The 23,956-nt window shown below is 63.3% G+C and carries 25 protein-coding genes; 6 read left to right on the forward strand and 19 right to left on the reverse strand.

What is annotated here, in order from left to right; genetic code table 11:
• Positions 1-76 precede the first annotated feature (76 nt).
• The gene (locus tag EOC93_RS14210) at positions 77-985 is read left to right on the forward strand and encodes an SDR family oxidoreductase (RefSeq protein WP_127204926.1); all 909 of its coding nucleotides are present in this window, start codon (positions 77-79) and stop codon (positions 983-985) included.
• Positions 986-1,022: 37 nt separating this feature from the next.
• On the opposite strand, the gene EOC93_RS14215 is transcribed toward EOC93_RS14210, so the two are convergent.
• Positions 1,023-1,370 carry a GFA family protein gene (locus tag EOC93_RS14215; protein WP_127204927.1) on the reverse strand — a complete coding sequence of 116 codons (348 nt, stop codon included), beginning with the start codon at positions 1,368-1,370 and terminating at the stop codon, positions 1,023-1,025.
• Between the two features lie 119 nt (positions 1,371-1,489).
• Between EOC93_RS14215 and EOC93_RS14220 the strand changes: the two genes are divergently transcribed.
• Positions 1,490-2,785: an amidase gene (locus EOC93_RS14220; protein ID WP_127204928.1), complete on the forward strand. Its 1,296-nt coding sequence runs from the start codon at positions 1,490-1,492 to the stop codon at positions 2,783-2,785.
• Positions 2,786-2,796: 11 nt separating this feature from the next.
• On the opposite strand, the gene EOC93_RS14225 is transcribed toward EOC93_RS14220, so the two are convergent.
• From EOC93_RS14225 to EOC93_RS14245, 5 genes are read right to left on the reverse strand one after another with little or no spacing between them, the layout of a single operon-like run.
• Positions 2,797-3,183: a hypothetical protein gene (locus EOC93_RS14225; protein WP_245461459.1), complete on the reverse strand. Its 387-nt coding sequence runs from the start codon at positions 3,181-3,183 to the stop codon at positions 2,797-2,799.
• 42 nt (positions 3,184-3,225) lie between these two features.
• Entirely contained in the window at positions 3,226-4,206 is a 981-nt protein-coding gene (locus tag EOC93_RS14230) for a hydroxyacid dehydrogenase (protein WP_127204929.1), read from the reverse strand.
• Between the two features lies 1 nt (position 4,207).
• Entirely contained in the window at positions 4,208-4,921 is a 714-nt protein-coding gene (locus tag EOC93_RS14235; protein WP_126104826.1) for a FadR/GntR family transcriptional regulator, read from the reverse strand.
• 2 nt (positions 4,922-4,923) lie between these two features.
• Entirely contained in the window at positions 4,924-6,093 is a 1,170-nt protein-coding gene (locus tag EOC93_RS14240; protein ID WP_095488470.1) for a mandelate racemase/muconate lactonizing enzyme family protein, read from the reverse strand.
• Between the two features lie 57 nt (positions 6,094-6,150).
• Entirely contained in the window at positions 6,151-7,038 is an 888-nt protein-coding gene (locus EOC93_RS14245; protein WP_095488254.1) for a sugar phosphate isomerase/epimerase, read from the reverse strand.
• Positions 7,039-7,434: 396 nt separating this feature from the next.
• Between EOC93_RS14245 and EOC93_RS14250 the strand changes: the two genes are divergently transcribed.
• The 3 genes from EOC93_RS14250 to EOC93_RS14260 all read left to right on the forward strand — a co-directional run bounded on the left by EOC93_RS14250 (position 7,435) and on the right by EOC93_RS14260 (position 10,911).
• The gene (locus EOC93_RS14250) at positions 7,435-8,490 is read left to right on the forward strand and encodes a sugar phosphate isomerase/epimerase (RefSeq protein WP_095488471.1); all 1,056 of its coding nucleotides are present in this window, start codon (positions 7,435-7,437) and stop codon (positions 8,488-8,490) included.
• Between the two features lie 152 nt (positions 8,491-8,642).
• Positions 8,643-9,830: a Gfo/Idh/MocA family oxidoreductase gene (locus EOC93_RS14255; protein ID WP_127204930.1), complete on the forward strand. Its 1,188-nt coding sequence runs from the start codon at positions 8,643-8,645 to the stop codon at positions 9,828-9,830.
• Between the two features lie 226 nt (positions 9,831-10,056).
• On the forward strand, positions 10,057-10,911 hold the full coding sequence (locus EOC93_RS14260; protein ID WP_095488258.1) for a sugar phosphate isomerase/epimerase: 855 nt from the start codon (positions 10,057-10,059) through the stop codon (positions 10,909-10,911).
• Positions 10,912-10,931: 20 nt separating this feature from the next.
• Here EOC93_RS14260 and phnE (EOC93_RS14265) read toward each other — a convergent pair whose 3' ends face one another.
• The 12 genes from phnE (EOC93_RS14265) to phnG all read right to left on the reverse strand — a co-directional run bounded on the left by phnE (EOC93_RS14265) (position 10,932) and on the right by phnG (position 21,882).
• Entirely contained in the window at positions 10,932-12,491 is a 1,560-nt protein-coding gene (gene phnE / locus EOC93_RS14265; protein ID WP_095488260.1) for a phosphonate ABC transporter, permease protein PhnE, read from the reverse strand.
• A gap of 4 nt (positions 12,492-12,495) precedes the next feature.
• Positions 12,496-13,470 carry a phosphonate ABC transporter, permease protein PhnE gene (gene phnE / locus EOC93_RS14270; protein WP_095488262.1) on the reverse strand — a complete coding sequence of 325 codons (975 nt, stop codon included), beginning with the start codon at positions 13,468-13,470 and terminating at the stop codon, positions 12,496-12,498.
• Positions 13,471-13,543: 73 nt separating this feature from the next.
• Entirely contained in the window at positions 13,544-14,452 is a 909-nt protein-coding gene (phnD, locus tag EOC93_RS14275; protein ID WP_095488264.1) for a phosphonate ABC transporter substrate-binding protein, read from the reverse strand.
• A gap of 146 nt (positions 14,453-14,598) precedes the next feature.
• The gene (phnC, locus tag EOC93_RS14280) at positions 14,599-15,456 is read right to left on the reverse strand and encodes a phosphonate ABC transporter ATP-binding protein (protein WP_095488266.1); all 858 of its coding nucleotides are present in this window, start codon (positions 15,454-15,456) and stop codon (positions 14,599-14,601) included.
• Positions 15,457-15,579: 123 nt separating this feature from the next.
• Complete coding sequence (locus tag EOC93_RS14285) at positions 15,580-16,284, reverse strand: DUF1868 domain-containing protein (protein WP_206073003.1); 705 nt, start codon at positions 16,282-16,284, stop codon at positions 15,580-15,582.
• A 200-nt stretch (positions 16,285-16,484) separates the two neighbouring features.
• Entirely contained in the window at positions 16,485-17,102 is a 618-nt protein-coding gene (locus EOC93_RS14290) for a DapH/DapD/GlmU-related protein (RefSeq protein WP_095488270.1), read from the reverse strand.
• Positions 17,099-17,806: a phosphonate C-P lyase system protein PhnL gene (gene phnL, locus EOC93_RS14295; RefSeq protein ID WP_095488272.1), complete on the reverse strand. Its 708-nt coding sequence runs from the start codon at positions 17,804-17,806 to the stop codon at positions 17,099-17,101. The genes EOC93_RS14290 and phnL overlap by 4 nt, the downstream gene beginning before the upstream one ends.
• Positions 17,807-18,014: 208 nt before the next feature.
• The gene (phnK, locus tag EOC93_RS14305) at positions 18,015-18,791 is read right to left on the reverse strand and encodes a phosphonate C-P lyase system protein PhnK (protein ID WP_095488276.1); all 777 of its coding nucleotides are present in this window, start codon (positions 18,789-18,791) and stop codon (positions 18,015-18,017) included.
• The gene (locus EOC93_RS14310) at positions 18,788-19,699 is read right to left on the reverse strand and encodes an alpha-D-ribose 1-methylphosphonate 5-phosphate C-P-lyase PhnJ (RefSeq protein WP_095488278.1); all 912 of its coding nucleotides are present in this window, start codon (positions 19,697-19,699) and stop codon (positions 18,788-18,790) included. Before EOC93_RS14310 ends, phnK begins: the two co-directional genes overlap by 4 nt.
• Complete coding sequence (locus tag EOC93_RS14315) at positions 19,696-20,808, reverse strand: carbon-phosphorus lyase complex subunit PhnI (RefSeq protein WP_095488280.1); 1,113 nt, start codon at positions 20,806-20,808, stop codon at positions 19,696-19,698. The genes EOC93_RS14310 and EOC93_RS14315 overlap by 4 nt, the downstream gene beginning before the upstream one ends.
• A 1-nt stretch (position 20,809) precedes the next feature.
• Positions 20,810-21,421 (reverse strand): phosphonate C-P lyase system protein PhnH, encoded by a 612-nt coding sequence (gene phnH / locus EOC93_RS14320; RefSeq protein WP_095488282.1) that lies wholly within the window; start codon positions 21,419-21,421, stop codon positions 20,810-20,812.
• Positions 21,421-21,882, reverse strand: coding sequence for a phosphonate C-P lyase system protein PhnG (gene phnG / locus EOC93_RS14325; protein WP_095488284.1), 462 nt, complete (start codon positions 21,880-21,882; stop codon positions 21,421-21,423). Before phnG ends, phnH begins: the two co-directional genes overlap by 1 nt.
• 122 nt (positions 21,883-22,004) lie before the next feature.
• Here phnG and phnF point away from each other — a divergent pair, with 122 nt between their 5' ends.
• Positions 22,005-22,748, forward strand: a complete 744-nt coding sequence (phnF, locus tag EOC93_RS14330) for a phosphonate metabolism transcriptional regulator PhnF (protein ID WP_095488286.1) — start codon at positions 22,005-22,007, stop codon at positions 22,746-22,748.
• 341 nt (positions 22,749-23,089) lie between these two features.
• Here the strand turns inward: phnF and EOC93_RS14335 are convergent.
• The coding region (locus EOC93_RS14335; protein ID WP_164759135.1) for a zinc-binding alcohol dehydrogenase family protein at positions 23,090-23,956 on the reverse strand (867 nt) is incomplete at its 5' end.

The following is a 23,956-nucleotide window of genomic DNA, read 5'->3' on the forward strand; positions in this document are numbered from 1 at the left end:
CCGAATGATCATTTATATATTATGGCACCGGCAGAGACCAGCACCTCCTGGTCGAATCGAGCTTTGGGAGAGCCTAATGAGGCTTCGTGGAAAAGTCGCTCTGGTCGCGGGCGCCACGCGTGGCGCCGGCCGAGGCATTGCAGTCGAACTGGGCGCTGCCGGCGCGACTGTTTACGTCACCGGCAGGTCGACGCGCGGGCATCCGTCCGAATATGCGCGTCCTGAAACCATCGAGGAAACGGCGGAACTGGTTTCGGCGCTTGGCGGCAAGGGCATTGCCGTGCAGGTCGATCATCTGATTTCGGAAGACGTGCGCAAGCTGGTTGACCGGATACGTACCGAGCAGGGCCGTCTCGATATACTGGTCAACGACATCTGGGGCGGTGAGAAACTGTTCGAGTGGAACAAGCCGGTTTGGGAGCATGATCTCACGAATGGTTTGCGCATGCTGCGGCTCGGCATCGACACGCATCTGATCACCGCGCATTACGCGCTGCCGCTTCTGATTGAGCGCCCGGGCGGGCTGCTTGTCGAAGTCACCGACGGCACAGCCGAGTATAATGCAGACCACTATCGGCTTTCCCCGTTCTACGACCTCGCCAAAGTGTCGGTGACCCGCATGGCCTGGGCCCATGCCCAGGACCTTGCCCCGCATGGTGCCACCTCGATTTCGCTGACACCCGGCTGGCTGCGTTCGGAAATGATGTTGGAGGCTTTTGGGGTGACGGAGGATAACTGGCGTGATGCGACAGCGAAAGTGCCGCATTTTGCCATCTCGGAGACGCCGCGCTTCGTCGGCCGCGCGGTGGCGGCGCTGGCGGCGGACCCGGATCGTTCGCGCTGGAACGGACAGTCGCTGTCCAGCGGCGGGCTGGCGCGGGTTTATGGCTTTACCGATCTCGACGGCTCGCGGCCCGACGCGTGGCGCTACGTTCCCGAGGTTCAGGACGCCGGCAAACCAGCCGATGTGACGGGGTACCGCTAGACCGCTCGAACGCTGGGAGCCGGCAATAGTTTCGGTTTCAGGCCGCGCGGCCGTCGAAGTCGAAAACCGACACAGCGTCCAGATCGAGATCGTCTATGCAATGGATGTTGACGTAGGCGCTTCGTTCGCTCCCTTCGCTGACATCCTCGGCGAAGGGATGGATGCCGCAGGTCCGGCAGAACCGGTGGGCGATGACATGGTTGCCGAAAGTGTACCGGCCAAGATCGTCACCCCAGGCAAGCACCCGCAATGCCGCATGCGGCACGGCCCATAGCAGTGCGCCCTTGCGCGAGCAGATCGAGCAATTGCATCGCACGGCTCCGGTCAGATCGCCTTCGACCTCGAAGGCGATCTGACCGCAGTGGCAGCTGCCTTTGTAGAGCATCAGGTCTCCTCCTTCTTTCGACAGGGTGCAAATGTGCTTGTGCCGGGTTATGTCTCTGCAGGTCACGCACCAGTCGTTGCCTGTAAGACGTTGCAGGCGTCCGGAGTCCGACACCGAAAATGCAATCTGCCCGCGACCGCCTCGAAGTCGTCCTTTCGCGTCTCGCCGTCCGCGCGGACAATGAAAGCGTATTCGTAAAACTCTATCCGGAAGCCGGGCGGGCAGCCGCCGATGCCGCCGATATCAGGCGCAAGGCTGGCGTCACACTTGGACCGCTCGACGGAGCGATTGTGTCGATCAAGGATCTGTTCGACGTCGCCGGCGAGCCGACCACAGCCGGTTCGTTGTTGCTCGGCACCGCGGCGCCGGCGCTGCGGGATGCCGTCATCGTTCGACGATTACGGCAGGCGGGTGCCGTCATCTTCGGCAAGGCCAACATGACCGAATTTGCCTTCACCGCGATCGGCGTCAATCCGCATTACGGCACGCCTGGCAATGCGACCGACACCAGCCGGATTGCGGGCGGCTCGTCTTCAGGCGCCGGCGTTTCGGTCGGCGAAGGCACGAGCGAGATCTCGATCGGTTCCGACACCGGCGGTTCGGTCCGCATTCCGGCGTCGCTGAACGGTGTCGTCGGCTTCAAGCCGACCGCACGGCGTGTGCCACGCGATGGCGTTTTCCCGCTGTCCAACACGCTCGACTCCATCGGCCCACTCGCGCGCACCGTTGCCGAATGTGCCGCAGCCGACGCGGTGATGGCGGGCGAGGAGCCTGTGGCACTGGTTCCGCTTCCGCTGGACGGCCTGCGCATCGGCGTTCCACGCGGCGTGCTCTTCGAGGATATGGAAGAAGAGGTCGCGGCGGCGTTCGACCGATGTGTTGGCAAGGTAGAGCTTGCGGGTGCGCGTCTCGCCGATCTCTCCATCGATGACCTCCTTGCCGATCTGCGCGCGGTAACCAAGCGGGCCTCGATCGCGGCGATGGAGGGTGCCGAGGTCCACGCAGATTGGCTGGCGACAGGTGCGACGACACCGGTCGATCCGCGGGTGAGCGAGCCACTGTCGCGCGCTGCCGCCGTTCCGGCCACCGCCTATATAAGGGCAATCCGCCGCCGCACGGCGCTTGTCGCCGCCATGGACGAGCGGCTGGCGTCGATCGATGTGCTGGCCCTGCCGACCACGCCGGTCACCGCCCCGACTATCGTGTCGATGACCAGCGACGAAGTTCTATGTGAACGTACGGAAGGCCTTCTGCTGCGCAACACCCAGGTCGCCAACCAGTTCGACCTCTGCGCGATCTCGCTGCCGATGCCGGGAATGGCGCGCCCGGCCGGGCTGATGCTGGTGGCGCGCAACGGCCACGACCACCGTCTCCTGCGCATCGCTGCGGGGGTCGAGGCACTGCTTGGCCACTGAAGACGTGAACGTCAATGCGACGAACAGTGGCCGCGTTCGCTGTCCCTGGAGGCGCGTTCGATACCGGTCGCGACCAGCCATGGCAGAGTGTATCGCTTGCCGTTGAAGGTCTGGGTCCGGTTCTCGATCGAGCCGAAAACCACGACCTTGCCGGCGTAGAGCTTGTCCGAGAGATCGAGCGCCTTGTCCTCCCGCGGCAATTCATCGATGTCGATCGACACGCCCTTGATGATTTTGCCGGTGGCAAGATCGAGCGCGCTGTTCGATGGACAGGGCGCCATCACGCAGCGCAAGCCGTTGTCGCAATAGACATAACTGCTCTCCGCCACAGCGAGCGAGGGCAGGACGCAGATCGAAAAGATGGCAGCAAGCAGCGCCATGCGGCGAACAACGAGCATGGGTCCAGCGTCGTGGAGAAATAGGGCGAAACGGCGGTGACGCTACGCGTCGGCCGGAAACCGCCGCCGGTAGTGCTCGACCACTTCGGGATTGCGCAGGTTGACCGGCAATTTGTTGGCCAGCACCAGCAAGGTTTCATCAGCCGACCCGACGCCCATGCGCATCATCGACTGCTCGGTGAGCCCTGCCATATGCGGGGTGACGATGACATTGTCGAAGCCGAAATAGGGATGATTGGAAGGCAGCGGCTGCGTCGCAAAGACATCGAGCGCAGCACCGCCGATACGGCCCTTTTGCAGCGCTTCGATCAGCGCGTCGTCGTCGATCACCGGTCCGCGCGAAATATTGATCAGCAGCGCATGCGGCTTCATTCGACCGATGCGCTCGCGGTTGATCAGGCCGCGCGTCTCCGGTGTCAGCGGGCAGCACAGAACGATGATGTCGCTCTGCTCGACCAGCGCGTCGATCGACAGGAAGCCGACCCTGTCCAGCGCCGGCCCCATGCTGCGCGTCGTCGCCACCACGTCCAGGTCGAAACCATGTGCCGCGATATGGCCTACTGCCTGTCCGATGGCGCCGAAGCCGACAATGCCGATCGTCTTGCCGGCGAGCTCGCTGGCGAGAGTGGTGTGGTCGCGGCCGGCCAGCCAGCCCTTCGCCCGCAAGTCGCGATCCACCAGGCGGAAACGCCGAAGCAGCGCTAGGGCCGCGAACATCACGTATTCGGCGACCGACCGTGCATTGACCGCGGGCACGTTTGCGACCAGCACGCCGGCTGCGGTGGCCGCTTCCATGGGGACCATGTCGAGCCCGGCACCGTGGCGGATTGCGGCCCGGAGCTTCGTCGCGCCCTCGAAAAGCGCTGATGGCAGCGGCGCGCGAACGATGATGATATCGGCGTTCCTCGCCTCAGTCGCCAGCGTGTGCGCATCGAGGGCGGAGGCGACGACGAGTTCACCGGCACCGGTCAGCATGGCGGAGGCGCGCGGGTGCAGCGTGTGCGTCGACAGGATTCTAGGCATGTCAGACCTGTTCGAGCGCTGGGCTTTGAGTTTCTTCGCGGCCTTCGATCAGGCCTTTCCAGTAGCTCTCCGCGCCTTGCAAATGGGCGCTCATCAGCGCCTGGGCGAGGTTGCCGTCGCGGCGCAGCAGCGCCTCATAGATCTGGATGTGCTCCGCATGCGAGCGCACGCTGCGTTCGGGATCGTTGAAATAGATCGGCAGGCGTTGCTCGCCCATCATGTAGTAGACGCTGCATATGTTGTGAAAAACGCTGTTCTTGGTTGCTCGCACGATCTCAAGGTGAAACTCGCGGTCCTCCTTGGCGAGGCCTTCGCCCGCAGCAATGCGATCCTCCGAAGCCTTCAGGATTTCGCGCAGCCGCTCGAAATTTTCCTCGGTGGCACGCGAGCAGGCAAGCTCAGCGGCCTTGATTTCGTGGATCTTGCGCAACTCGACCGTCTCGTAGATCATAATCGGGTCGAGCGGCAGGCCGGCCCGCGCAAACAGTGCCATCGCCTCAACGCTGGGCTGCTTGGTGTCGATATAGATGCCGGATTTGGCCCGGCGCTCGACGATGCGCATGGCTTCGAGGATGGCCAGCGCCTCGCGGATCTGGCCACGGCTGACGGCGAAATGCTCCGCCAGTTCACGCTCAGACGGCGTTCGGCCCGTCGCCTTGTCGGAATGGGAGAACAGATAGGCGGCGAGTTCCGCGAGGAGGTTCTTTTCTTTCATGATCAGCCGCGTAGCGCGTGCGCCTCCAGGAACCGTTCCGAAAGGGTGAATCCCAGTCCGGGCTTCTCGGGGATCGCTATCATACCGTCCTTTGCTTCGACAGTCTCTTCGATAAGATCGTGGATCATCGGGTTGGCGCCGAGCGAATATTCGACGGTAAAGCTAGCCGGCGAGGCAGCGCAGACATGCAGCCCGGCAAAGAAGCAAGGGGCGCCGGCCCACAGATGCGGCGCGAAGCGCAAATTGAAGGCGCTGGCGATGGTGCCGATCTTCATCGCCTCGCTGATGCCGCCGCAGAAGGCGGGATCCGGCTGGAAAATATCGGCCGCTTTGAGCATGGCGAGGTCGCGGAACGCGTAGCGCGTCGCCTCGCTTTCGCCGGCGGCGATCGGGATGGAGCCGGACGCCCGCACTTCGGCCATCCCAGGCTTATCGTCGGCGATGACCGGCTCTTCGAACCAGGCCAGATCGAGATCGCCGGCAAGATGGATGAAGCGCTTGGCCTCCGCCACAGTGTAGGTGCCATGCGCATCGACCATCAGGTCGACTTCGGGGCCGAGCGCCTGTCTGGCGGCGCGGACGCGGGCGGCGGAATTGTGCGGGGTGCCGTCCATCGCGCCGATCCGCATCTTCAGCGCCTTGAAGCCACCCTTGGCGATATAGGATTTCAACTGGTCGCCGATCGCCTCGGTGGACGCCCAGCCACCGGAAGCATAAGCCGGCATGCGTTCGAGCTTGCGGCCGCCGAGCAGCCGCCAGACCGGCACCCCCAGCGACTTGCCCAGAATATCCCACAATGCGATGTCGACGGCACTGATCGCCGCGACACTGATGCCGCGCCGCGCCAGTTGCGGCATGGCGTGGCCGTTTTGCGCGGCGCTGTCGTGGCGCACGCCATTGTAGAGCATCTCCCAGATCACCCCGATGTCAGCCGGATCGCAGCCAATCAGCTGCGGGCCGACCTCGTGGTTCAGCATGTGGACGAGGGCGCCATAGCTGCCGGTGCTGCCGGCGGCATTCTTGCCTTCACCCCAACCGACCAGCCCATCGTCGGTCTCGATGCGCAGGATGGCGGCGTCGAACGTCGTCACCTGACCGAAGTCGCTGCGATGCTGCTTCGCGGCTTCGATCGGTATGCGGACCCACCAGGCTTGGACCGTCTTGATGCGCATGTTCATCCCCGGCCCTGCCGCCGGTCAGGGCGGAAGGCTCATTCCCAAACGGACCGACTACTTGATCAGCGGCAGCAGCGTTTCAGCATTGATGCGCATCTGGTCGGTGTAGAATTTCTCCGTGAGCACGCTGGAACCGTGGTCTTGGATGAACTTCAGCTGCTCCGGCGAGATGTCGACTGGATTGCGCTCGACCATGTCGGGATAGGGAGCGGCCGGCGTGCGGTCGACAGGGGCGACGAACTCATTGGTCAGCGCGCCGTCGTAGCCGACCTCCTTCAGCGTGCCGACGATCTTCGGCCAGTCGATCTGTCCGAGCCCCGCGGCGAAGCGGTTGTTGTCGGCGACATGGAAGTCGAACAGCCGCTTGCCGACCTGCCGGATGGCGTCATAGACGTTAAATTCTTCCATGTGGATGTGGTAGGCGTCGAGGCAGACACCGCATTCGGGGCTGACCGCATCGGCCAGCGCCAGCGCCTGGGCGCCACGGTTGAACAGATAGGTCTCGAAGCGGTTGAGCGGCTCGACCGCGATCTTGACGCCGACCTTCTTGGCATGGGTGAAGCACTCCCTGGTGGCGTCGACCACCCATTTCCATTCTTCTTCTTCGGTGCCGTCCGGCACCACCTTGCCGACGGTCGCGGGAACGAGCGTGATGATCTCGCCATTGAGCTCGCTGACCATGGTCAGCACGTCCTTGACGTACTGCACCGAGCGCTCGCGCTGGCCCTGGTCCTTGGCGGCAAGGTTGCGCTCACCCAGCATCAGCGTCACCGCCCCCCAGCAGCGGATGCCGTGCTCCTTCAGGAGCGCGCGCGTCTCATTGGTCTTGTATTGCGCGGGCTCGCCGGAAATCTCGATCGACTCGTAGCCGAATTTCTTGATGCGTTTGAGCGTCGTCTCCAACGGTTCGGCCCGCATCCAGTTGTGCGTCGAAAGATGCATGGTCTGTCCTTCCCAGAATTCGCCTGTAACAGCTCGCCTGCAACGCACCCATCGGAGCGCGCAGCACGATTCCTCCCCAAGGCGCTCCAGCGTTCTTCGTAAACTGGTTCGACCAATTGGGCCTGAAGCGAGGTCTACAGCAATTTGATCTGAACGGCAAGAAGCGCAGGATTACCGCTCTGATGCCTGGCTTACCTCATTGATTACATTGCAATATGTCGCGAAACTCGGTATAGTTGCAGGCTTCGGATGGCAAGCAAGGTGGCTTGACGAGATTTCGATGTTTGGTAATACCAGAATAGCGGTGCGTAACGCACTGTGCGAAAAGACCAAAGAGGCTGGCCCTGCTTTCAATCGGCGCTATGCTTGGTCGTGGAAAAATTAGGGAGGATGCCGATGCCGTCGACGATGAAGGGGCCTGGGCTGTTTCTGGCGCAGTTCGCGGGCGATGCCGCGCCGTTCAACTCGCTGCCGTCGATCACCAGATGGGCGGCCGGCCTGGGCTACAAGGGCGTGCAGATCCCGACCTGGGACAGCCGGCTGTTCGACCTCGAGAAAGCGGCGTCTTCTCAGGCCTATTGCGACGAGGTAAAGGGCATCTGCACCGAGGCCGGCGTCGAGATCACCGAGCTGTCGACGCATCTGCAGGGGCAGTTGGTGGCGGTGCATCCGGCTTACGACGCGCAGTTCGACGGCTTCGCGCCGCCTGCGGTTCACAACAATCCGAAGGCCAGGCAGCAGTGGGCGGTCGAACAGATGAAATTCGGCGCCAAGGCTTCGAAAAATCTTGGGCTCAAGGCGTCGGTATCCTTTTGCGGAGCGTTGGCCTTCCCCTACCTTTATCCGTGGCCGCAACGGCCGGCGGGATTGATCGAGGAAGCATTTTCTGAACTCGGCAAACGCTGGAAGCCGATCCTCGATGTCTATGAGGACAATGGCGTCGACCTTGGCTACGAGATCCATCCGGGCGAAGACGTGTTCGACGGCGCGACCTTCGAGATGTTCCTCGACGCGGTGGGCGGCCACAAGCGCTGCAACATCAATTACGACCCGTCGCATTTCCTGCTGCAGCAGCTCGACTACCTCGAATTCATCGACATCTATCACGAGCGGATCAAGGCGTTCCACGTCAAGGATGCCGAGTTCAATCCGACCGGCCGGCAAGGCGTCTACTCCGGCTATCAGAGCTGGACAAACCGGGCCGGGCGTTTCCGCTCGCTCGGCGACGGGCAGGTGGATTTCGGCGGCATCTTCTCCAAGCTTGCTCAATATGACTATGATTCATGGGCGGTGCTGGAATGGGAGTGCTGCCTGAAGCATCCGGAGGACGGCGCGGCCGAAGGCGCGCCCTTCATCGAGCACCACATCATCCGGGTGACGGAAAAGGCCTTCGACGACTTCGCCGGCGGCGCGACCGACAAAAAGATGCTGCGCGCCATGATGGGAATTTAACGCCGCTGTCCCTCCCCCTCGAGGGGAGGGTGGCCCGAAGGGCCGGGTGGGGTCGGTCCATGCCGAGTTCCACGCCCGGCGACCCCACCCGATCCGCTGCGCGGATCGACCTCCCCTCAAGGGGGAGGTAAGCAACGACGAGGGAGAAAATCATGGTCGGCGCATCGAAGTCGGAAACGGGAGGCGGCCCGATCCGCTACGGCATGGTCGGCGGCGGGCAAGGCGCCTTCATCGGTGCCGTGCACCGGATCGCGGCGCGCATGGACAATGAGTTCATGCTGGTGGCAGGTGCCCTATCGTCGGATCCGGCGCGTGCGAAAGCGTCGGCCGCGGAACTCGGGCTCGATCCCACGCGCAGCTACGGCTCTTTCGCTGAGATGGCCAAGGCCGAGGCCAAGCGACCGGACGGCATCGAAGCGGTAGCCATCGTCACGCCCAACAATGTGCATGTGCCGGCGGCGAAGGCATTTCTCGAAGCCGGCATTCACGTCATTTGCGACAAGCCGCTGGCGACGACGTTGGCGGAAGCGAAGAAGCTGGCGGCACTGGTTGAAAAGACCGGCAAGGTCTTTGTGCTCACCCACAACTACACCGCCTATCCGATGATACGGCAGGCGCGCGAGATGGTGGCCAAGGGGCAGCTCGGCGACATCCGGATCGTGCAGTCGGAATATCCGCAAGACTGGCTGACCGAAGACCTCGCCGCCACCGGCCAGAAGCAGGCGTCCTGGCGCTCCGACCCCAAGCAGGCCGGCGCTGGCGGTGCGCTGGGCGACATCGGCACGCATGCCTACAATCTCGCGCGCTTCGTCTGCGGGCTGGAGCTCGATTCGCTATCGGCAGATCTCGATGCCTTCGTGCCGGGGCGGCAGCTCGATGACAATGTCAACGTGATGCTGCGCTTCAAACCGGTCGGCAAGTCGCACCCGGCCAAGGGCATGATCTGGGCGAGCCAGGTGGCGCCCGGCCACGAGAACGGGCTGAAGCTGCGCATCTGTGGGTCGAAGGGCGGGCTTGAATGGGTGCAGGCCGATCCGAATTATCTCTGGTACACGCCGTTCGGCCAGCCGAAGCAGTTGATCACCCGCAATGGCGCTGGCGCGCTGCCCGTCGCCGGGCGCGTCAGCCGGGTTCCGTCAGGCCATCCGGAAGGCTATCTCGAAGGTTTCGCCAACATCTACCAGGAGGCGGCCCGCGCCATCCGCGCGGCGCGCCGCAAGGGCGGTAAGCCGGCTAAGGATGTCGTCTTCCCGACCATCCAGGATGGCGTCGAAGGCATGGCCTTTATCGAGGCCTGCGTGAAGTCGTCGAAGAAGAATGGAGCCTGGACGAAGCTTTAATCGCTGCGCCCGGTTAACGGGAAGCCCCCTCACCCGGATTGCCAGCCGAATTGCAAGGGCAATTCGGGGCAATCCGACCTCTCCCCGAGGGGAGAGGAGATCGCCGGCGCTGGCGTCTGCCTCTTCTCCCCAGCGGGGAGAAGGTGGCCGCGAAGCGGCCGGATGAGGGGGCTTGTGGCGAAGTCGGCGGAGGAGCCAGCCGGCTGTCAAAGGGGAGGGAGCGTCGATGAAAATCGGCATGTGCATGTTTTTGTGGACGACGGCCGTATCGAAGAAACACGAGTCATTGCTCAGAGATATCAAGGCGACCGGCTTTGATGGCGTCGAGATTCCGGTCTTTTCCGGCACGCCCGACGACTACACAAAACTTGGCGAACTGCTCGACCGCATCGGACTGGAGCGCACCGCGGTTTCGGCAATGGGCGATCCGGCGATGAATCTGATCTCGGCCGATGGCGGAACGCGCAAGGTCGGCATCGATTATATGAGATGGGCGATCGACTGCTCAGCTGCGCTCGGCGCCAAAACGTTGAGCGGCCCGCTGCATTCGACACTCGGCGCATTTTCCGGCAGCGGGCCGACGGCGGCGGAGAAGAAGCGCTCGGTCGCCTCGCAACGCGCCATCGGCGACCACGCCGGCAAGAAGAACGTCACAATCGGGCTGGAGGCGCTCAACCGCTTTGAATGCTATCTGCTCAACACCATGGACGATTTGTCGGAGCATGTCGACGCAATCGACCGGCCGCACATCAAGGCGATGTACGACACCTTCCACGCCAATATCGAGGAAGCCGACCCGATCGGCGCCTATACGCGCAACCGCAGGAATATCGTCCATATCCATATTTCGGAGAACGATCGCGGCGTGCCTGGGCGCGGCCACATTCCGTGGAAGGAGACGTTTTCGGCCATCCGCAAGAGCGGCTATGACGACTGGCTGACGATCGAGGCCTTCGGCCGCTCGCTGAAGGATTTGGCGGCGGCAACCAAGGTCTGGCGCGACTTTTCGGAAAGTCCGGAAGCCGTCTATCGCGACGGCTACAAGCACATCAAGAGCGGCTGGAAGAGGGCTGGTGCTTAGGACGCAGCTAAGCCTTCCTCTCAGGCGACCCGAGCTGCCGGCGGCAGGCCGGCGGGCGCTCGCTCGCGCCGCTCCTTGTTGCCGTTTCCGACCGATCCCATCAGTTTGCGGCGGAGAAAACTGGAAATGTTGTCGAAGATAAAGACGACAACCAGGATCAACAGAACCATATAGAAAACATTGGCCCAATTGGTGTTGGTGCGCATGGCCTCCCACAATTTCAGGCCGATGCCGCCGGCGCCGACAGCGCCTATGATCGTCGCTGACCGGGTGTTCGATTCCCAGAAATAGAGGGATTGGCTAAGGAATACCGGCAGAACCTGGGGCAGCACGCCATAGCGCTGCACCATTGCCGGCGTGGCGCCAACCGAGCGGATGCCCTCGCGCTGCTTGTCGTCGATGTTTTCCAGCGCCTCGGAATAGAGCTTGCCCAGGGTTCCGGTGTCGGTGAAGAAGATCGCCGACATGCCGGCCAGCGGCCCCGGACCGAAGCCACGCGTGAAGAACAGCGCCCAGATCAGCATGTCGACCGAGCGCAGGAAATCGAAGAAGCGTTTTGTTGCCTGGTTGGCAATCCGGCTCGGCGTGACGTTGCGCGCAGCCAGGAAGGCGAGCGGAAAGGCGACGATCGATGCCAGCACCGTGCCGACGAAAGCCATGACGATGGTCTGCAAAAGCTTCAGCCAGACGTCGCCGTGCTGCCACTCGGCGTTGTTGAGGATGTTGTCCCAGGCGAGCGCCGCGTTTGATCGCGACGGATCGATGCGTGCTCCGGAGATAATCAGTGAAGCGACCTCGCCGAACGGCTTTCCCCAGAATGGCGAGTTCGTGTCGAACACGAAATTGGCCCAGCCGAAGAAACGCCTCCAGGCAACGACTTCGTCGTTTTGGACTTCAGCGCGACCGAGAAATCCGAACGAGACATAGGCTGTCGAGCCTGGCCTGCGCTGCTCGATCCAGTCAGGCAGCGGTGTGCGCGGCGTCACAGAGCTGTCCTTGGCAATGTCGAAAATGACGCTTTCGCCGCCGCGCGTCACGGTGACAAGGTTTGGCGTGATGGCGATCTGACCACTGCCAAGAGTGACAGTCGCCGCCACAACTGCGTTTTCGCGCACCGTTTCAGGCACAGCCGGAGCGGATTGGTTTGACGGGGCGGCCGGGTTCTCGGCAGTTGGCGCACCAGGCGCCATAAACGATTCCTGCGACGACTTGTTCGTCGCGGCCGCCGGTGCAGGTGCGGCGTCGACCCGCCGCTCGATCACCGCCATCTGCTTGGCCACCCAGTCGGGATTTGGATTGGATCCCAGCTTGGAAAAGCGGGAGTAGTCGATCGTCAGATGGTTGTCTTTGAATTCGATGTCAGGCCGGATTTCGTAAGACACCCAGTCGGCGAGATACGCGCCGGCAAGGTTCCAGTTCGCTTTTTCGAGAACGGTAACGACCGAGAAGAACCAGGCGCAATAGAATGTGTAGAGGATGCAGAGAACGATACCGAGCGGGGCGGCATAGCGCTTCCATAGGGGTAGCCGGAACGCGTCCGGATGGCGAGTGGCGATGTCGTTGATGGCGTCGGCGTTCATCGCATTACTCTCCGCGCCCGTATGCGAACGCTTGCCGGCCGACAAGACGATGTCTCAGCCACGCCGAAAACTGATCGACGCCGACAATCGTGCAGAACAGCAGGAAGACGATGGCGATGGTCTTGGCCTCATGGCCCCGGCTGATCGAAAGACGCAGGGATTCGCCGATGCCGCCGGCGCCGACGGCGCCGAGAATGGTCGAAGCGCGCACATTGATCTCGAAGCGGAGCAGGAAATAGCTCATGAAGTTGGGCAGAACCTGGGGCACAATGCCGAACCACACGCGTTCGACCCAGTTGGCGCCAACGGCTCGCAAACCTTCTTCAGGCTTCATGTCGGCATTCTCGACCACTTCGAAGAACATTTTTCCGAGCGCACCGACGGTGTGGATGCTAACCGCGAGGATCGCCGGAATGGGTCCTAGCGAAAAGACCGCCAGAAAGAAGCCGGCGATGACGATTTCCGGAAAGGCGCGGACGATCTCAAGGAAGCGGCGCGTGGTGAAACGGAGCCAGCGGCTGGCCGTGATATTGCCCGCAGCCAGGAAGCAGAGCAGGAAACCGAATGTGGAGCCCACCAGCGTCGAAAACAGGGCGATGTTCAGCGTCTCGATCATCCGGTAGAAATATTCCGGAACGTAGATGCTTTGGGTCAGATAGACCCGGCCTTCTGGGTAGTCGAACTTGAGGCTGCCATCGTCGTAGGGGGACGGCAGGTCGAACAGCGCGCGCACCGGATCGAACCAGTCGCGCGGCTTCAATTCCGTGAAAAAGTCGGCGATATATGGAAGGCGGTCGAAGAACTTTCCGGCGTTGGTTTCGTTGGCGAACCAGAGCGAGCCAGAGAGCGCGAGAAACAGGAAAACCAGGCCTCCGATCGTGTAAAGGCGCCGGCGGGCGGCGAGGTCACGCCAGTGCCGCTCGACAGTGGCTCCCTCCGGTGAAAGCGCAGGCGCACGATAAACGTCGGTCGCACTCATTTATCGATCCCTGGCCCATGATGCGGCAACGCCGCCGGCGGCACATGGCCCCGGCGGCGTTGTGGCAGTTTACTTACGAGCCGATCTTCGCCTTACGGGCGTCGATGATTGCCTGATAGAATTCCGGGGTGACCGGCGAATAGCCCTTGAAGTCGCCGCCCTGTATCGCCGAGAAACAGGCTGGATCGGTTTCCGGAAGCTTGGTCAGGAAATCGGTGACCTTCTGTTTGGCGCCGGCATCGATCGACGCACGCAGCACCAGCGGGCCGTTCGGGATCATCGGCGACTGCCACAATTCGACAAGATCGTCCATCTTGAGGACGCCCTTGTCGACCATCTTGCGCAGATTGCCCGAGCTGTAGCCGTCCTTGAAGTCGCCGACGCCGGAGGCCCAGGTGGTGCCGGCATCGAAGGTGCCCTTCAGGACCTCGAGGACGAGCTGTTCATGGCCGCCACCAAAACCGGTCGACGCGAAGTAGCTCTTCACATCCATGCCGATGTCCTTGGGCAGTGAAGTGACCGGGATCAGGTAACCCGAAGTCGAATCGGGATCGGCGAAACCGAGTTTCTTGCCCTTCATGTCGGCGAGCGTCTTGATGCCGGAATCGGCACGGGCGACCATGACCGAATGATAGCCGGTCGAACCGTCGGTCTGGACCGTCGTCAGGATAGGCTCAACCGCGTCCTTGTTTTCGAGATAGATCTTGGCATAGGCGGAAGCGCCGAGCTCGGCATAGTCAAGCGTGCCGCCGAGCAGGCCCTGGATGACGCCGTCGTAGTCGGCGGCCGGGAACAGCGAGACTTTCTCGACACCGAGGACTTCCTTGATGTGGTCGGCGAAGCACTGGTAGTTGCGCAGACGGTCGGCTTCGTTCTCGCCGCCCAAAATGCCGACGCGGAATTCCTTCAGGTCCTGTGCCTGAACCGCGCCCATCGCCATGGCGACGATGGAAACAGCACCGAAAAGCATCTTTCTAAACATGTCGCGTCTCTCCTGTTGGTTCCGGCATCGCGCCGGTAGCGTTCGAATTTTGACAGCGCCCTTGACGCGGGCCGGCGATCCAGGCGCTCTTTTGCTTGTCCATGATCGTTTCCGGATACCGGTATCCACTTGTCGGGATCATGGAACTAGTAGCCCGGAAATGCGGGCTCGAGCGGTCCGGCGGATGCGGCGATTTTTTGCTTGATGGTGACGCTGGTCGAGGTGATGGCCTCGGAGATTTCGCCACCATTGCTATCGGCACCATAGACCAGGCGCACGGCCTCGCGGTTGAGGTCTTCGGGTGGGCCGTCGAACACGACCTTGCCGGCGGCCATGCCGATGATGCGGTTGCAATAGGTGCGCGCGGTATCCAGCGTGTGCAGATTGGTGACGACGGTGATGCCCTCGCGCAGATTGATGTCCTGCAGCGAATCCATAACCACCTTGGCGTTGAGCGGGTCGAGCGAGGCGATCGGCTCGTCAGCAAGGATCACCTTCGGCTGCTGCATCATGGCACGGGCAATCGCAACGCGCTGCTGCTGGCCGCCGGACAAGGTGCCGGCCGGCTGCAGCGCCGTGCGGGCAATGTCGAGACGCTCGAGCGCCGCGATCGCCTCGGCCCGTTCCTCGCGAGAAAAGACACCGAGCAGATTGACAACGGTCGAGCGGTGATTGAGCCGGCCGAGCAAGACGTTGGTCAGCACGTCGAGACGCGGCACCAGGTTGAACTGCTGGAAGATCATGGCGCAGTCGCGCTGCCAGCGCCTGAGCAGCGAGCCGCGCAGGCTGGAGACTTCGGCGCCGTCAAAGAAAATCGACCCTTGGCTGGGATCGATGAGGCGGTTGATCATGCGCAAAAGGGTCGACTTGCCGGCACCGGAACGGCCGATGATGCCGACCATCTGACCATGCGGGATCGAGATATCGACATTGCTGACGGCGGTGTTCTTGCCAAACCGGCGGGTGACGCCGCGGATTTCAAGCGTGGCTGAGGTTGCTGACATAGGCAAGTTCCAGTCCAGTCGCGTTTCGAAGGTCTGTTAACCTTCGCTAGCGCAGCCGCATGAACCTGCGGTGTCGGATTGATGTCAGTTTTGTTACTGCCCACAGGCAGAGACGTCGCGCCGTCAGCCCAGGACAAGAAGCTCCTCGAAATGCTTCATGTCCTTGAAGCTGCAAAATGCCGGAGGCCGCAGCTCGATCACCGGAGCCTGAAGGGCGAGCAGCGAGAGGCAGTCATCGAATAGCTGTTGCCATTGCGAGGCCCTTTCGTCGTCGAGGCGCCGGATCTGGTAGGCGAAAGTTATGTGGAAAGTATAGCTGTCGTGATCGGGATGCCGGTATCCGAACGGCACCGACAGGGCATCGCGCCACGCGCGCATGATGCGCTCGTCCTGGTCCGACACGCCGGTAACGGTAAGCCCGGTCGGCACGACATCGACAACCCTGACTTTAAACGCGCCATGGTCCCCGACGCCATTCAGGCGCTCCAGATAGAGCCGGGTCATGTCGTCGATGCTTGTGTCGAGGGGCACATCCTCAGGCCAGTAGGGAAGCCGGCGGCGATATTCGATGATGCCCTGGAACAGCGTCATATGCAGGCTGGAGATCGGCGTGAAGGCCAGCCTGTCGGCATCGGGCATAACGCGCATCCGCTCACGCACTTCGATGACCGCCGTTTCGGAAGCTGAGCCGCTGACGAGATGGCAGACGACCGTGTTGCCGGGCTCGGTCAGGAAATTGCCTGACGTGTCGTAGCGCGTGCCGAGATGCACGGGAGGGTTCGGGTTCGAGCCGGCAAAGAATCCGGCGAGCGAAGGTTTGATGGGCATGGCGATCTCCAGGGAAAGACCGCCTTTGTCCGAGTCATGTGTCAGGGATATGAATGGTGTGGTGGTGGGAGTGAGTAGTGTGTTGGGAGTGAGTAGTGAGTAGTGAGTAGTGAGTAGTGAGTAGTGAGTAGTGAAAAGAGAGACCTTCGTCCAATCCGCGACTTCCTATCTCCTACTCACTACTCACTACTCACTACTCACTACTCACCGTACTTCTCCAGAAACGCTTCCGCCGAAAGCGCGCGAAAATCGTCGAGCGCGGCGCGCAGCCTGATATGGTCCCAATCCCACCAGGCGAGCGCCTGATAACGTTCCGCCGTGCGGCGGTCGAAGCGTTCGCGGATCGGTTTCGCCGGCACACCGCCGACGATGGTGTAGGGCGCAACGTCCTTCGACACCACGGCGCCGGCGCCGACCGCCGCGCCATCGCCGACGGTTACGCCGGGCAGGATGGTCGAGCCGTGGCCAAGCCAGGTGTCATGGCCGATGGTGACGCGCTTGGCGCGACGCTGAGCGAAGAATTCGCTCTCGTGTTCGGCGTCGTCCCAATAGTCCGAGGCGCGATAAGTGAAATGGTGCAGCGTCGGCCGCCAGGTCGGGTGATTGGTGGCGTTAATGCGGACGCTGGCGGCGATGTTGGCGAACTTACCGATCGTCGCGCACCAGACACCGCAGTCCTGCATCATGTAGGAATAGTCGCCAATTGTGCTCTCCGAAACCCGGCAGCGGTCGGCGATCTCGGTCCAGCGGCCGAGCGTCGAGTTCTCGACTTCCGCCGTGTCGTGGACCAGCGGTGTTTCCGACAGCTTTCTGGTCATGCGGCGATTTTCCCGGCGGCAAAGGCGGTCACGTCGATGACGCGGTCGGCGACCGCCTCGCGCACGTCGTGGTCGTGGAAGATGCCAAGCAGGGCGACGCCGGTTGCCTTCTTGGCCGCGATCAGCGCAATCACCACATCGCGGTTCCTGGCATCGAGCGAGGCGGTCGGCTCGTCGAGTAGCAGGATCGGGTGCTCGGTGATGAAGCCGCGCGCGATGTTGACGCGCTGCTGTTCGCCGCCGGAAAACGTCGCCGGCGGCAGCATCCAGAGTTTTTCCGGCAAGTTGAGCTGCGCCAGCAAGGCGCGCGCCTTGTTGCGCGCAACCTCACGGTCCGCGCCGCGCTCGACCAGCGGTTCGGCGACGACATCGAGAGCGGAGACGCGCGGCACGGTGCGCAGGAACTGGCTGACATAGCCGATCGTGAGCCGGCGCACGGCAAGCACGGTGCGCGGGCTGGCCGTTGCGAGATCGATGAGCCCATCCTCGTGCTGGACGATGATCTGGCCTGCGTCGACGGCGTAGTTGCCGTAGAGCATCTTCAGGATCGAGCTCTTGCCGGCGCCAGAGGGGCCGCCGAGCACTGCACATTCACCGCTCCTGATCGAGAACGAGACGCCGGCGACGACAGGCAGTTTGATGCCGTCGCGCAGATGCATGGTGAAGCTCTTGGCGACATCGGAGACGACGACAGGGGTTGCCATCAGAAGGTGCTCCAATCGTCGTTCGTTGGCGGGACAGCACCCCCCTCTGGCCTGCCGGCCATCTCCCCCTCAAGGGGGGAGATCGGCTGTCGTATTCGGTTTCGCCATTCTCCTGCGTTGCAGAAGGGGCGAGGCATGAAAGCTGCTAATCTCCCCCCTTGAGGGGGAGATGGCCGGCAGGCCAGAGGGGGGTGACTTGGCGCCATCGTCAAACCTGCAAAATCGAGGAAACCAGCAATTGCGTATAAGGCGCGCGCGGATCGTCGAGCACGCGGTCGGTGAGGCCGCTTTCGACGACGCGGCCATCCTTCATCACCATCATGCGTTGCGACAAAAGCCGCGCCACCGCGAGGTCGTGGGTGACGACGACGGCCGCGAGGCCGAGATCGGTAACCAGGCCGCGCAACAAATCGAGCAGGCGCGCCTGCACCGATACGTCCAGGCCGCCGGTCGGCTCGTCCATGAACACCAGCCGCGGCCCGGTGACGAGGTTGCGCGCGATCTGCAGGCGCTGGCGCATCCCGCCGGAAAAGGCGCGCGGCTCGTCGTCGATGCGGTCTTCGTCAATCTCGACGCGCGACAGCCAGTCGACGGCGGTGGCGCGGATTTTTCCATAGTGACGGTCGCCGACCGCCATCAGCCGCTCGCCGACATTGGCGCCGGCGGACACCGTCATGCGCAGTCCGTCGGCGGGGTTCTGGTGGACGAAGCCCCAGTCGGTGCGCATCAGGAAGCGGCGCTCGGCCTCGCTCATCCGGTAGAGCTCGCGAAACTGGCCGTCGCGCATGCGGTAGCTGGCGGCGCCGGAACTCGGCAGCAGCCGGGTCGACAGGCAGTTGAGCAGCGTCGTCTTGCCGGAACCGGATTCGCCGACCACCGCCAGCACCTCGCCCGGCCACAGGCCGAAGGTGACGTTCTCGCAGCCGACGCGCGAGCCATAGAATTTGGAGAGCGCTGAAACGCGCAGCAGCGGCTCGTCGGTCATTGCGCCGGCTCCGTTTTTTCCAGGGCAAGAGGGGTTTCAGGCGCAAGGCGGCCGCGATGGCCTTGTTCGCGCCGCTTCTCGCAATGATCGGTGTCGGAGCACACGAACATGTGGCCGCCATGATCGTCGAGGATGACCTCGTCGAGATAGACGTTCTCAGCCGCGCACAACGCGCAGGGCTGGTCGAAGGTCTGCACCTCGAACGGATGGTCCTCGAAGTCGAGGCTGACCACATCGGTGAAAGGCGGCAGCGCATAGATGCGCTTTTCGCGGCCGGCGCCAAATAGCTGCAAAGCCGGCGAACGATGCATCTTCGGATTGTCGAATTTCGGTGTTGGCGAAGGGTCCATCACATAGCGGCCCTCGACTTTGACCGGATAGGCGTAGGTGGTGGCGATGCGACCGTGCCTGGCAATGTCCTCGTAGAGCTTCACATGCATGAGGCCGTATTCCTCCAGCGCATGCATCTTGCGCGTTTCGGTCTCGCGCGGCTCGAGGAAGCGCAGCGGCTCGGGGATCGGCACCTGATAGACCAGCACCTGGCCCGATGTCAGCGGATGTTCTGGGATGCGGTGGCGGGTCTGGATGATGGTCGCCTTCGCCGTCTCGGTGGTGACAGCGACATTGGCGACCTTCTTGAAGAAGGCGCGGATCGAAACGGCATTAGTGGTGTCGTCGGCGCCCTGGTCGATGACCTTCAGCACATCGTCCGGGCCGATGATCGAAGCGGTGACCTGGACGCCGCCGGTGCCCCAGCCATAGGGCATCGGCATTTCGCGCGAGGCGAACGGCACCTGATAGCCGGGAATGGCGATGCCCTTGAGGATCGCCCGGCGGATCATCCGCTTGGTCTGCTCATCGAGATAGGCGAAGTTGTAGGTGGCGATGTCGGTCGGTTGTGCGGTCATTCCGCTGCCTCCCTTTTCTCCTCGGCTTTGCCGGCGTTTTCGCGAGCATCATGCTCGGCGCGCATGCGGCGCACGAGGTCGAGCTCGGCCTGGAAGTCGACATAGTGCGGCAGCTTCAGATGCTCGACGAAGCCGGTCGCCTGGACATTGTCGGAATGCGAGATGACGAACTCCTCGTCCTGGGCCGCGGCGACGACATCTTCGCCGAATTCCGAAGCGCGTAACGCCCGGTCGCACAGCGCCATGGCCATCGCCTTGCGCTCGCTCTGGCCGAAGACGAGGCCGTAGCCGCGGGTGAATTGCGGGGGCGCCTTGGCCGAGCCCTTGAACTGGTTGACCATCTGGCACTCGGTGACGCGAACGGAGCCGAGCGGTACCGCGAAGGGCAGCTCCGCGACATCGAGTTCCAACTCGACCTCACCGATGCGAACCTCGCCGACGAAGGGGTGGTTGCGGGCATAGCCGCGCTGGGTGGAATAGCCGAGTGCGAGGAGAAAACCCTCGTCGCCGCGTGACAGCGCCTGCAGGCGGATGTCGCGCGCCATCGGGAATTCCAGCGGCTCGCGGGTGATGTCGCCGGGGACATGGTCCTGCGGCATGTCGCCGTCGGGCTCGATCAGGCCTTCGCGGGCGAGGATGGCGGAGACACGGGGCATGGCTTCCGCCTCGCTGGCACGCTGCTGCGGCTCGGCGACGTCGCGGCCCGCGGCAAGCTCGGGATCGAGCAGCCGGTGGGTGTAGTCGAAGGTCGGGCCGAGAAGCTGGCCGCCGGGAAGATCCTTGTAGGTCGCCGACACACGCCGCTCGACCAGCATCGCGCCGGTGTCGATCGCCTTGGTGTAGCCGAAGCGTGGCAGCGTCGTGCGATAGGCGCGAACCAGGAAGATCGCCTCGATCATGTCGCCGCGCGCCTGGACGATGGCGAGCGCCGCCAATTCCCTGTCGTAGAGCGAGCCTTCGCTCATCACCCGGTCGACGCCGAGCGCAAGTTGCTCGACGATCTGGTCGAGGCGAAGCGCCGGCACCGAGCGGTCGCCGCGCCGGCGGTCGGCGAGCAGGGCGTGGGCGTTGGCAATGGCCGCTTCGCCGCCCTTTACCGCGACATACATATCACGCCTCCATCGTCTTGATGCGCGTCGTGCGCGGCAGGCAGGCGACGCCGTCCGGGGTGGCGAGGACGATGTCGACGCCACGCGGAAAGCGCTGGTTGTTCTGCTTCCACTGTTCGACGAAATGGCGCGGCATCTGTGCCGGCGCGATGCTTGCAGTCTTTTCGATGCCAGGACCTTCGAGCAACAGAGGGGCGCCTGAAACGAGATCTCCGACTTGCAGGATCAGCGTCGTGGAGCGGTCGGGATAATCCTGGGTGCCTTGTGAGAAGCCGTCGAGCGCCATCATTTCGGCCGGCGTGGCGATCAGCGCGAAATGCGCATCGGCCGGCGTGTTGGCCAGGGGCGCGCCGGTGTGGAAGCCGAGCCAGGATTTCACCGCTACCGGGGCCTGCAAAACGGGGTCGAGCCACAGCGGCGTGTCGTTGTCGCACAGCGCCAGCGCAATGGCGCCCGCGGTGGCTGATAGCGGCGCCGGCGGGCGGGCAAAGACCGGCAGAGGCTGCAGGGTGCCCGGCCGCGCCATTGCGTCCATCACGGCGCGGAACACCGTCTGGGCGTCGAACACCGGATCGGCAAAGCCGCCTTCGATCGCTTGGGTTACGATGTCCATCAGTCTTCTCCGCGTACCATGGTGAAGAAATCGACCTTCGTTGCCGCCGTCTCGGCGCGACGCCGTTCACGTGCGCTGGCCAGTGCGGCCTGCAGCGGCGCAATGAGTTTGGTCTCGACCTCACGGCGCAGGGCAGGGTCCTGCCAGAGCGCGTCGGCGATCGCCGCCAGTTTTGCTTTCTGCCTGTCACGGCCCAGCGCGTAGCAGTGGCCGACCTGTCCGGAGGCGAGCCGGACGGTAGCGCGGGTGACCGTCGCCTCGCCAACGTTGAACGGCGCGCCGCCGCCGCCGATGCGGCCGCGCACGGTGACCAAGCCGGTTTCGGGGCCGCGCAGGAGTTCCGCCTCAGAAGGCAGGCCGGCTTCGTTCCACAGCCGGACGATATCGTCGCCGGTCGATTGCGCCAGCGTTGCCATAACGGCCTTGCGCTGAGCCTGATCGCGCGCTTCCTGTCCTCGCATGGTTAACATTCCCTTGCATCGAAAATTTGTCTATTGATATAGACAATTATACAAATTATACCTATTATCTAATGCGTGTCTATGACGGGTGCATGACACGGGCGAAAAGATCGGGGCAAGACATGATCGGGCAGCCCAGCAGCATAGAGCGGCGCAGCGGCGTCTCGCTGTGGCGGCAGATCGCCGATCAAATCCTGCGTTCGATCGCCGTCGGCGACTTTGCCGAGAATACCGCGCTGCCGCCGGAAGTCGCGCTGGCCGAGCGCTATGGTGTCAACCGCCATACGGTGCGCAGCGCCATCGCAGCACTGGTGCAGGATGGCGTGCTCAGGGCCGAGCAGGGGCGCGGCACTTTCGTGCTTTCGCGCAAGCGCCTGTCCTATCCGATCGGCGCCCGCACCCGTTTTTCGGAGGGCTTGCAAGGGCAAGCGTCTGAGCGCCGCAGCGTGCTGCTCGAGTCGGCGGTCGAGCCGGCCAGCCGGCGTGTCGCCGAAGGCTTAGGTCTAGCCAAGGGTTCCAGCGTCATCCGCCTTGAGACACGCGGTGAAGCCGATGGACAGCCGGTCTCGCGTGCCACCGGCTGGTTCGATGCAAAACGCTTCGCAGGCATCGAGACCGCTATCGCGGAAACTGGATCGGTGACCGCTTCGCTCCAGCGTTTCGGCATCAGTGACTATCTCAGGCAATCGACGGTGCTGTCGGCGCGCCACGCGGATGCCGCCGACCTTGCCGATCTCGATCTGCAGCCCGGCGCCATCGTGCTGGTCACGGTCGCCGTCAACGTCACGCCGGACGGCCAGCCGATCCAGTTCGCCGAAACGCGGTTTCCGGCTGAGCGCGTCGAGCTCAAACTGTCGGCGCTGTAGGTAGTGCCGGCCTTATACGAGACCGTGATTTATCTGACCCACGCTGATATCATACCAGCTCGGTCGCGCTTACATGTCAGCGGTTTGGCGTTTGAGGACCGCCTTCCCCCACTCCGTCTCGGCTTCGCCGAGCCACCTCTCCCCCCTCCGGAGGGAGAGGAAGGGAGCCCGCTGACGGCGAGAGAAGTAGGGAGTCTGGTTGAGGAGCGTTGGCTGCAATAGGCTCGCACCCTTCCTCTACCCCGTCGCTCGGGGGAGAGGTGGCTCGGCGAAGCCGAGACGGAGTGGGGGTCGACCTGCGCGGGGCGTTGTCATTCGGGCCGGGCTCACCGCCTGCCGTGTTATGACCCGACTTCGATCACCGCCTTGATCAGGCCGGATTTCTCATGCGCCCAGCGGGCGAGGTCGCGCGGCGTCTCGCCCAGCGTCGTGCGATGGGTGACGAGCTTCGCCAGCGGCACGGCGCCATCGCGGATCGAGGCGGCGACATGGTCGAAATCGGCGCGCAGCGCATTGCGGCTGCCGATCAGCGTCATTTCGCGCTTGTGGAATTCGGGATCGGAAAAGACGATGTCGTCCTTGACGACACTGACCAGGACCAGCGTCCCGCCATGGGCGACATGGGCGAAGGCCGACTGGACGGACTGGGTGTTGCCGGTGGCGTCGAAAACCACGTCAAAACCTTCGCCGCCGGTCGCCTCCCGCACCAGATCGGTCGCAGACGTCCGCGAACCGTCGAGGGTCGCGAAGCCGAGTTCGCTAGCGGCGAAATCCAGCCTCTCCGCGCTCATGTCGAGCAGCGTCACGTCGAGACCGGCGATGCGGGCAAACAGCGCCGTGCCGAGCCCGATCGGCCCGGCGCCAATGACCAGGGTGCGCGCGCCTGGCTGTGCCAGCGAGCGCCGCACGGCATGCGCTCCGATCGCCAGGAATTCGACGGCGGCGGCATCGGCCAGCGACAGGCCGTTTGCCGGATAAAGATTTTGCGCCGGCACCAGGATGCGTTCGCACATGGCGCCGTCACGATGCACGCCGAGCACCTCGATCTTCACGCAGCAATTCGGTTTTCCTTGCCGGCAGGCGATGCATTTGCCGCAAGCGAGATAGGGGTTGATGACCACCGGCTCGCCGACGGCCAGATCGACGCCGTCGCCGGCCTCGATCATAGTGCCGGAAACCTCGTGGCCCATGATGCGCGGGTAGGCCAG

This window comes from Mesorhizobium sp. M6A.T.Ce.TU.002.03.1.1 (assembly GCF_003997275.1).
GTDB lineage: Bacteria > Pseudomonadota > Alphaproteobacteria > Rhizobiales > Rhizobiaceae > Mesorhizobium > Mesorhizobium mediterraneum.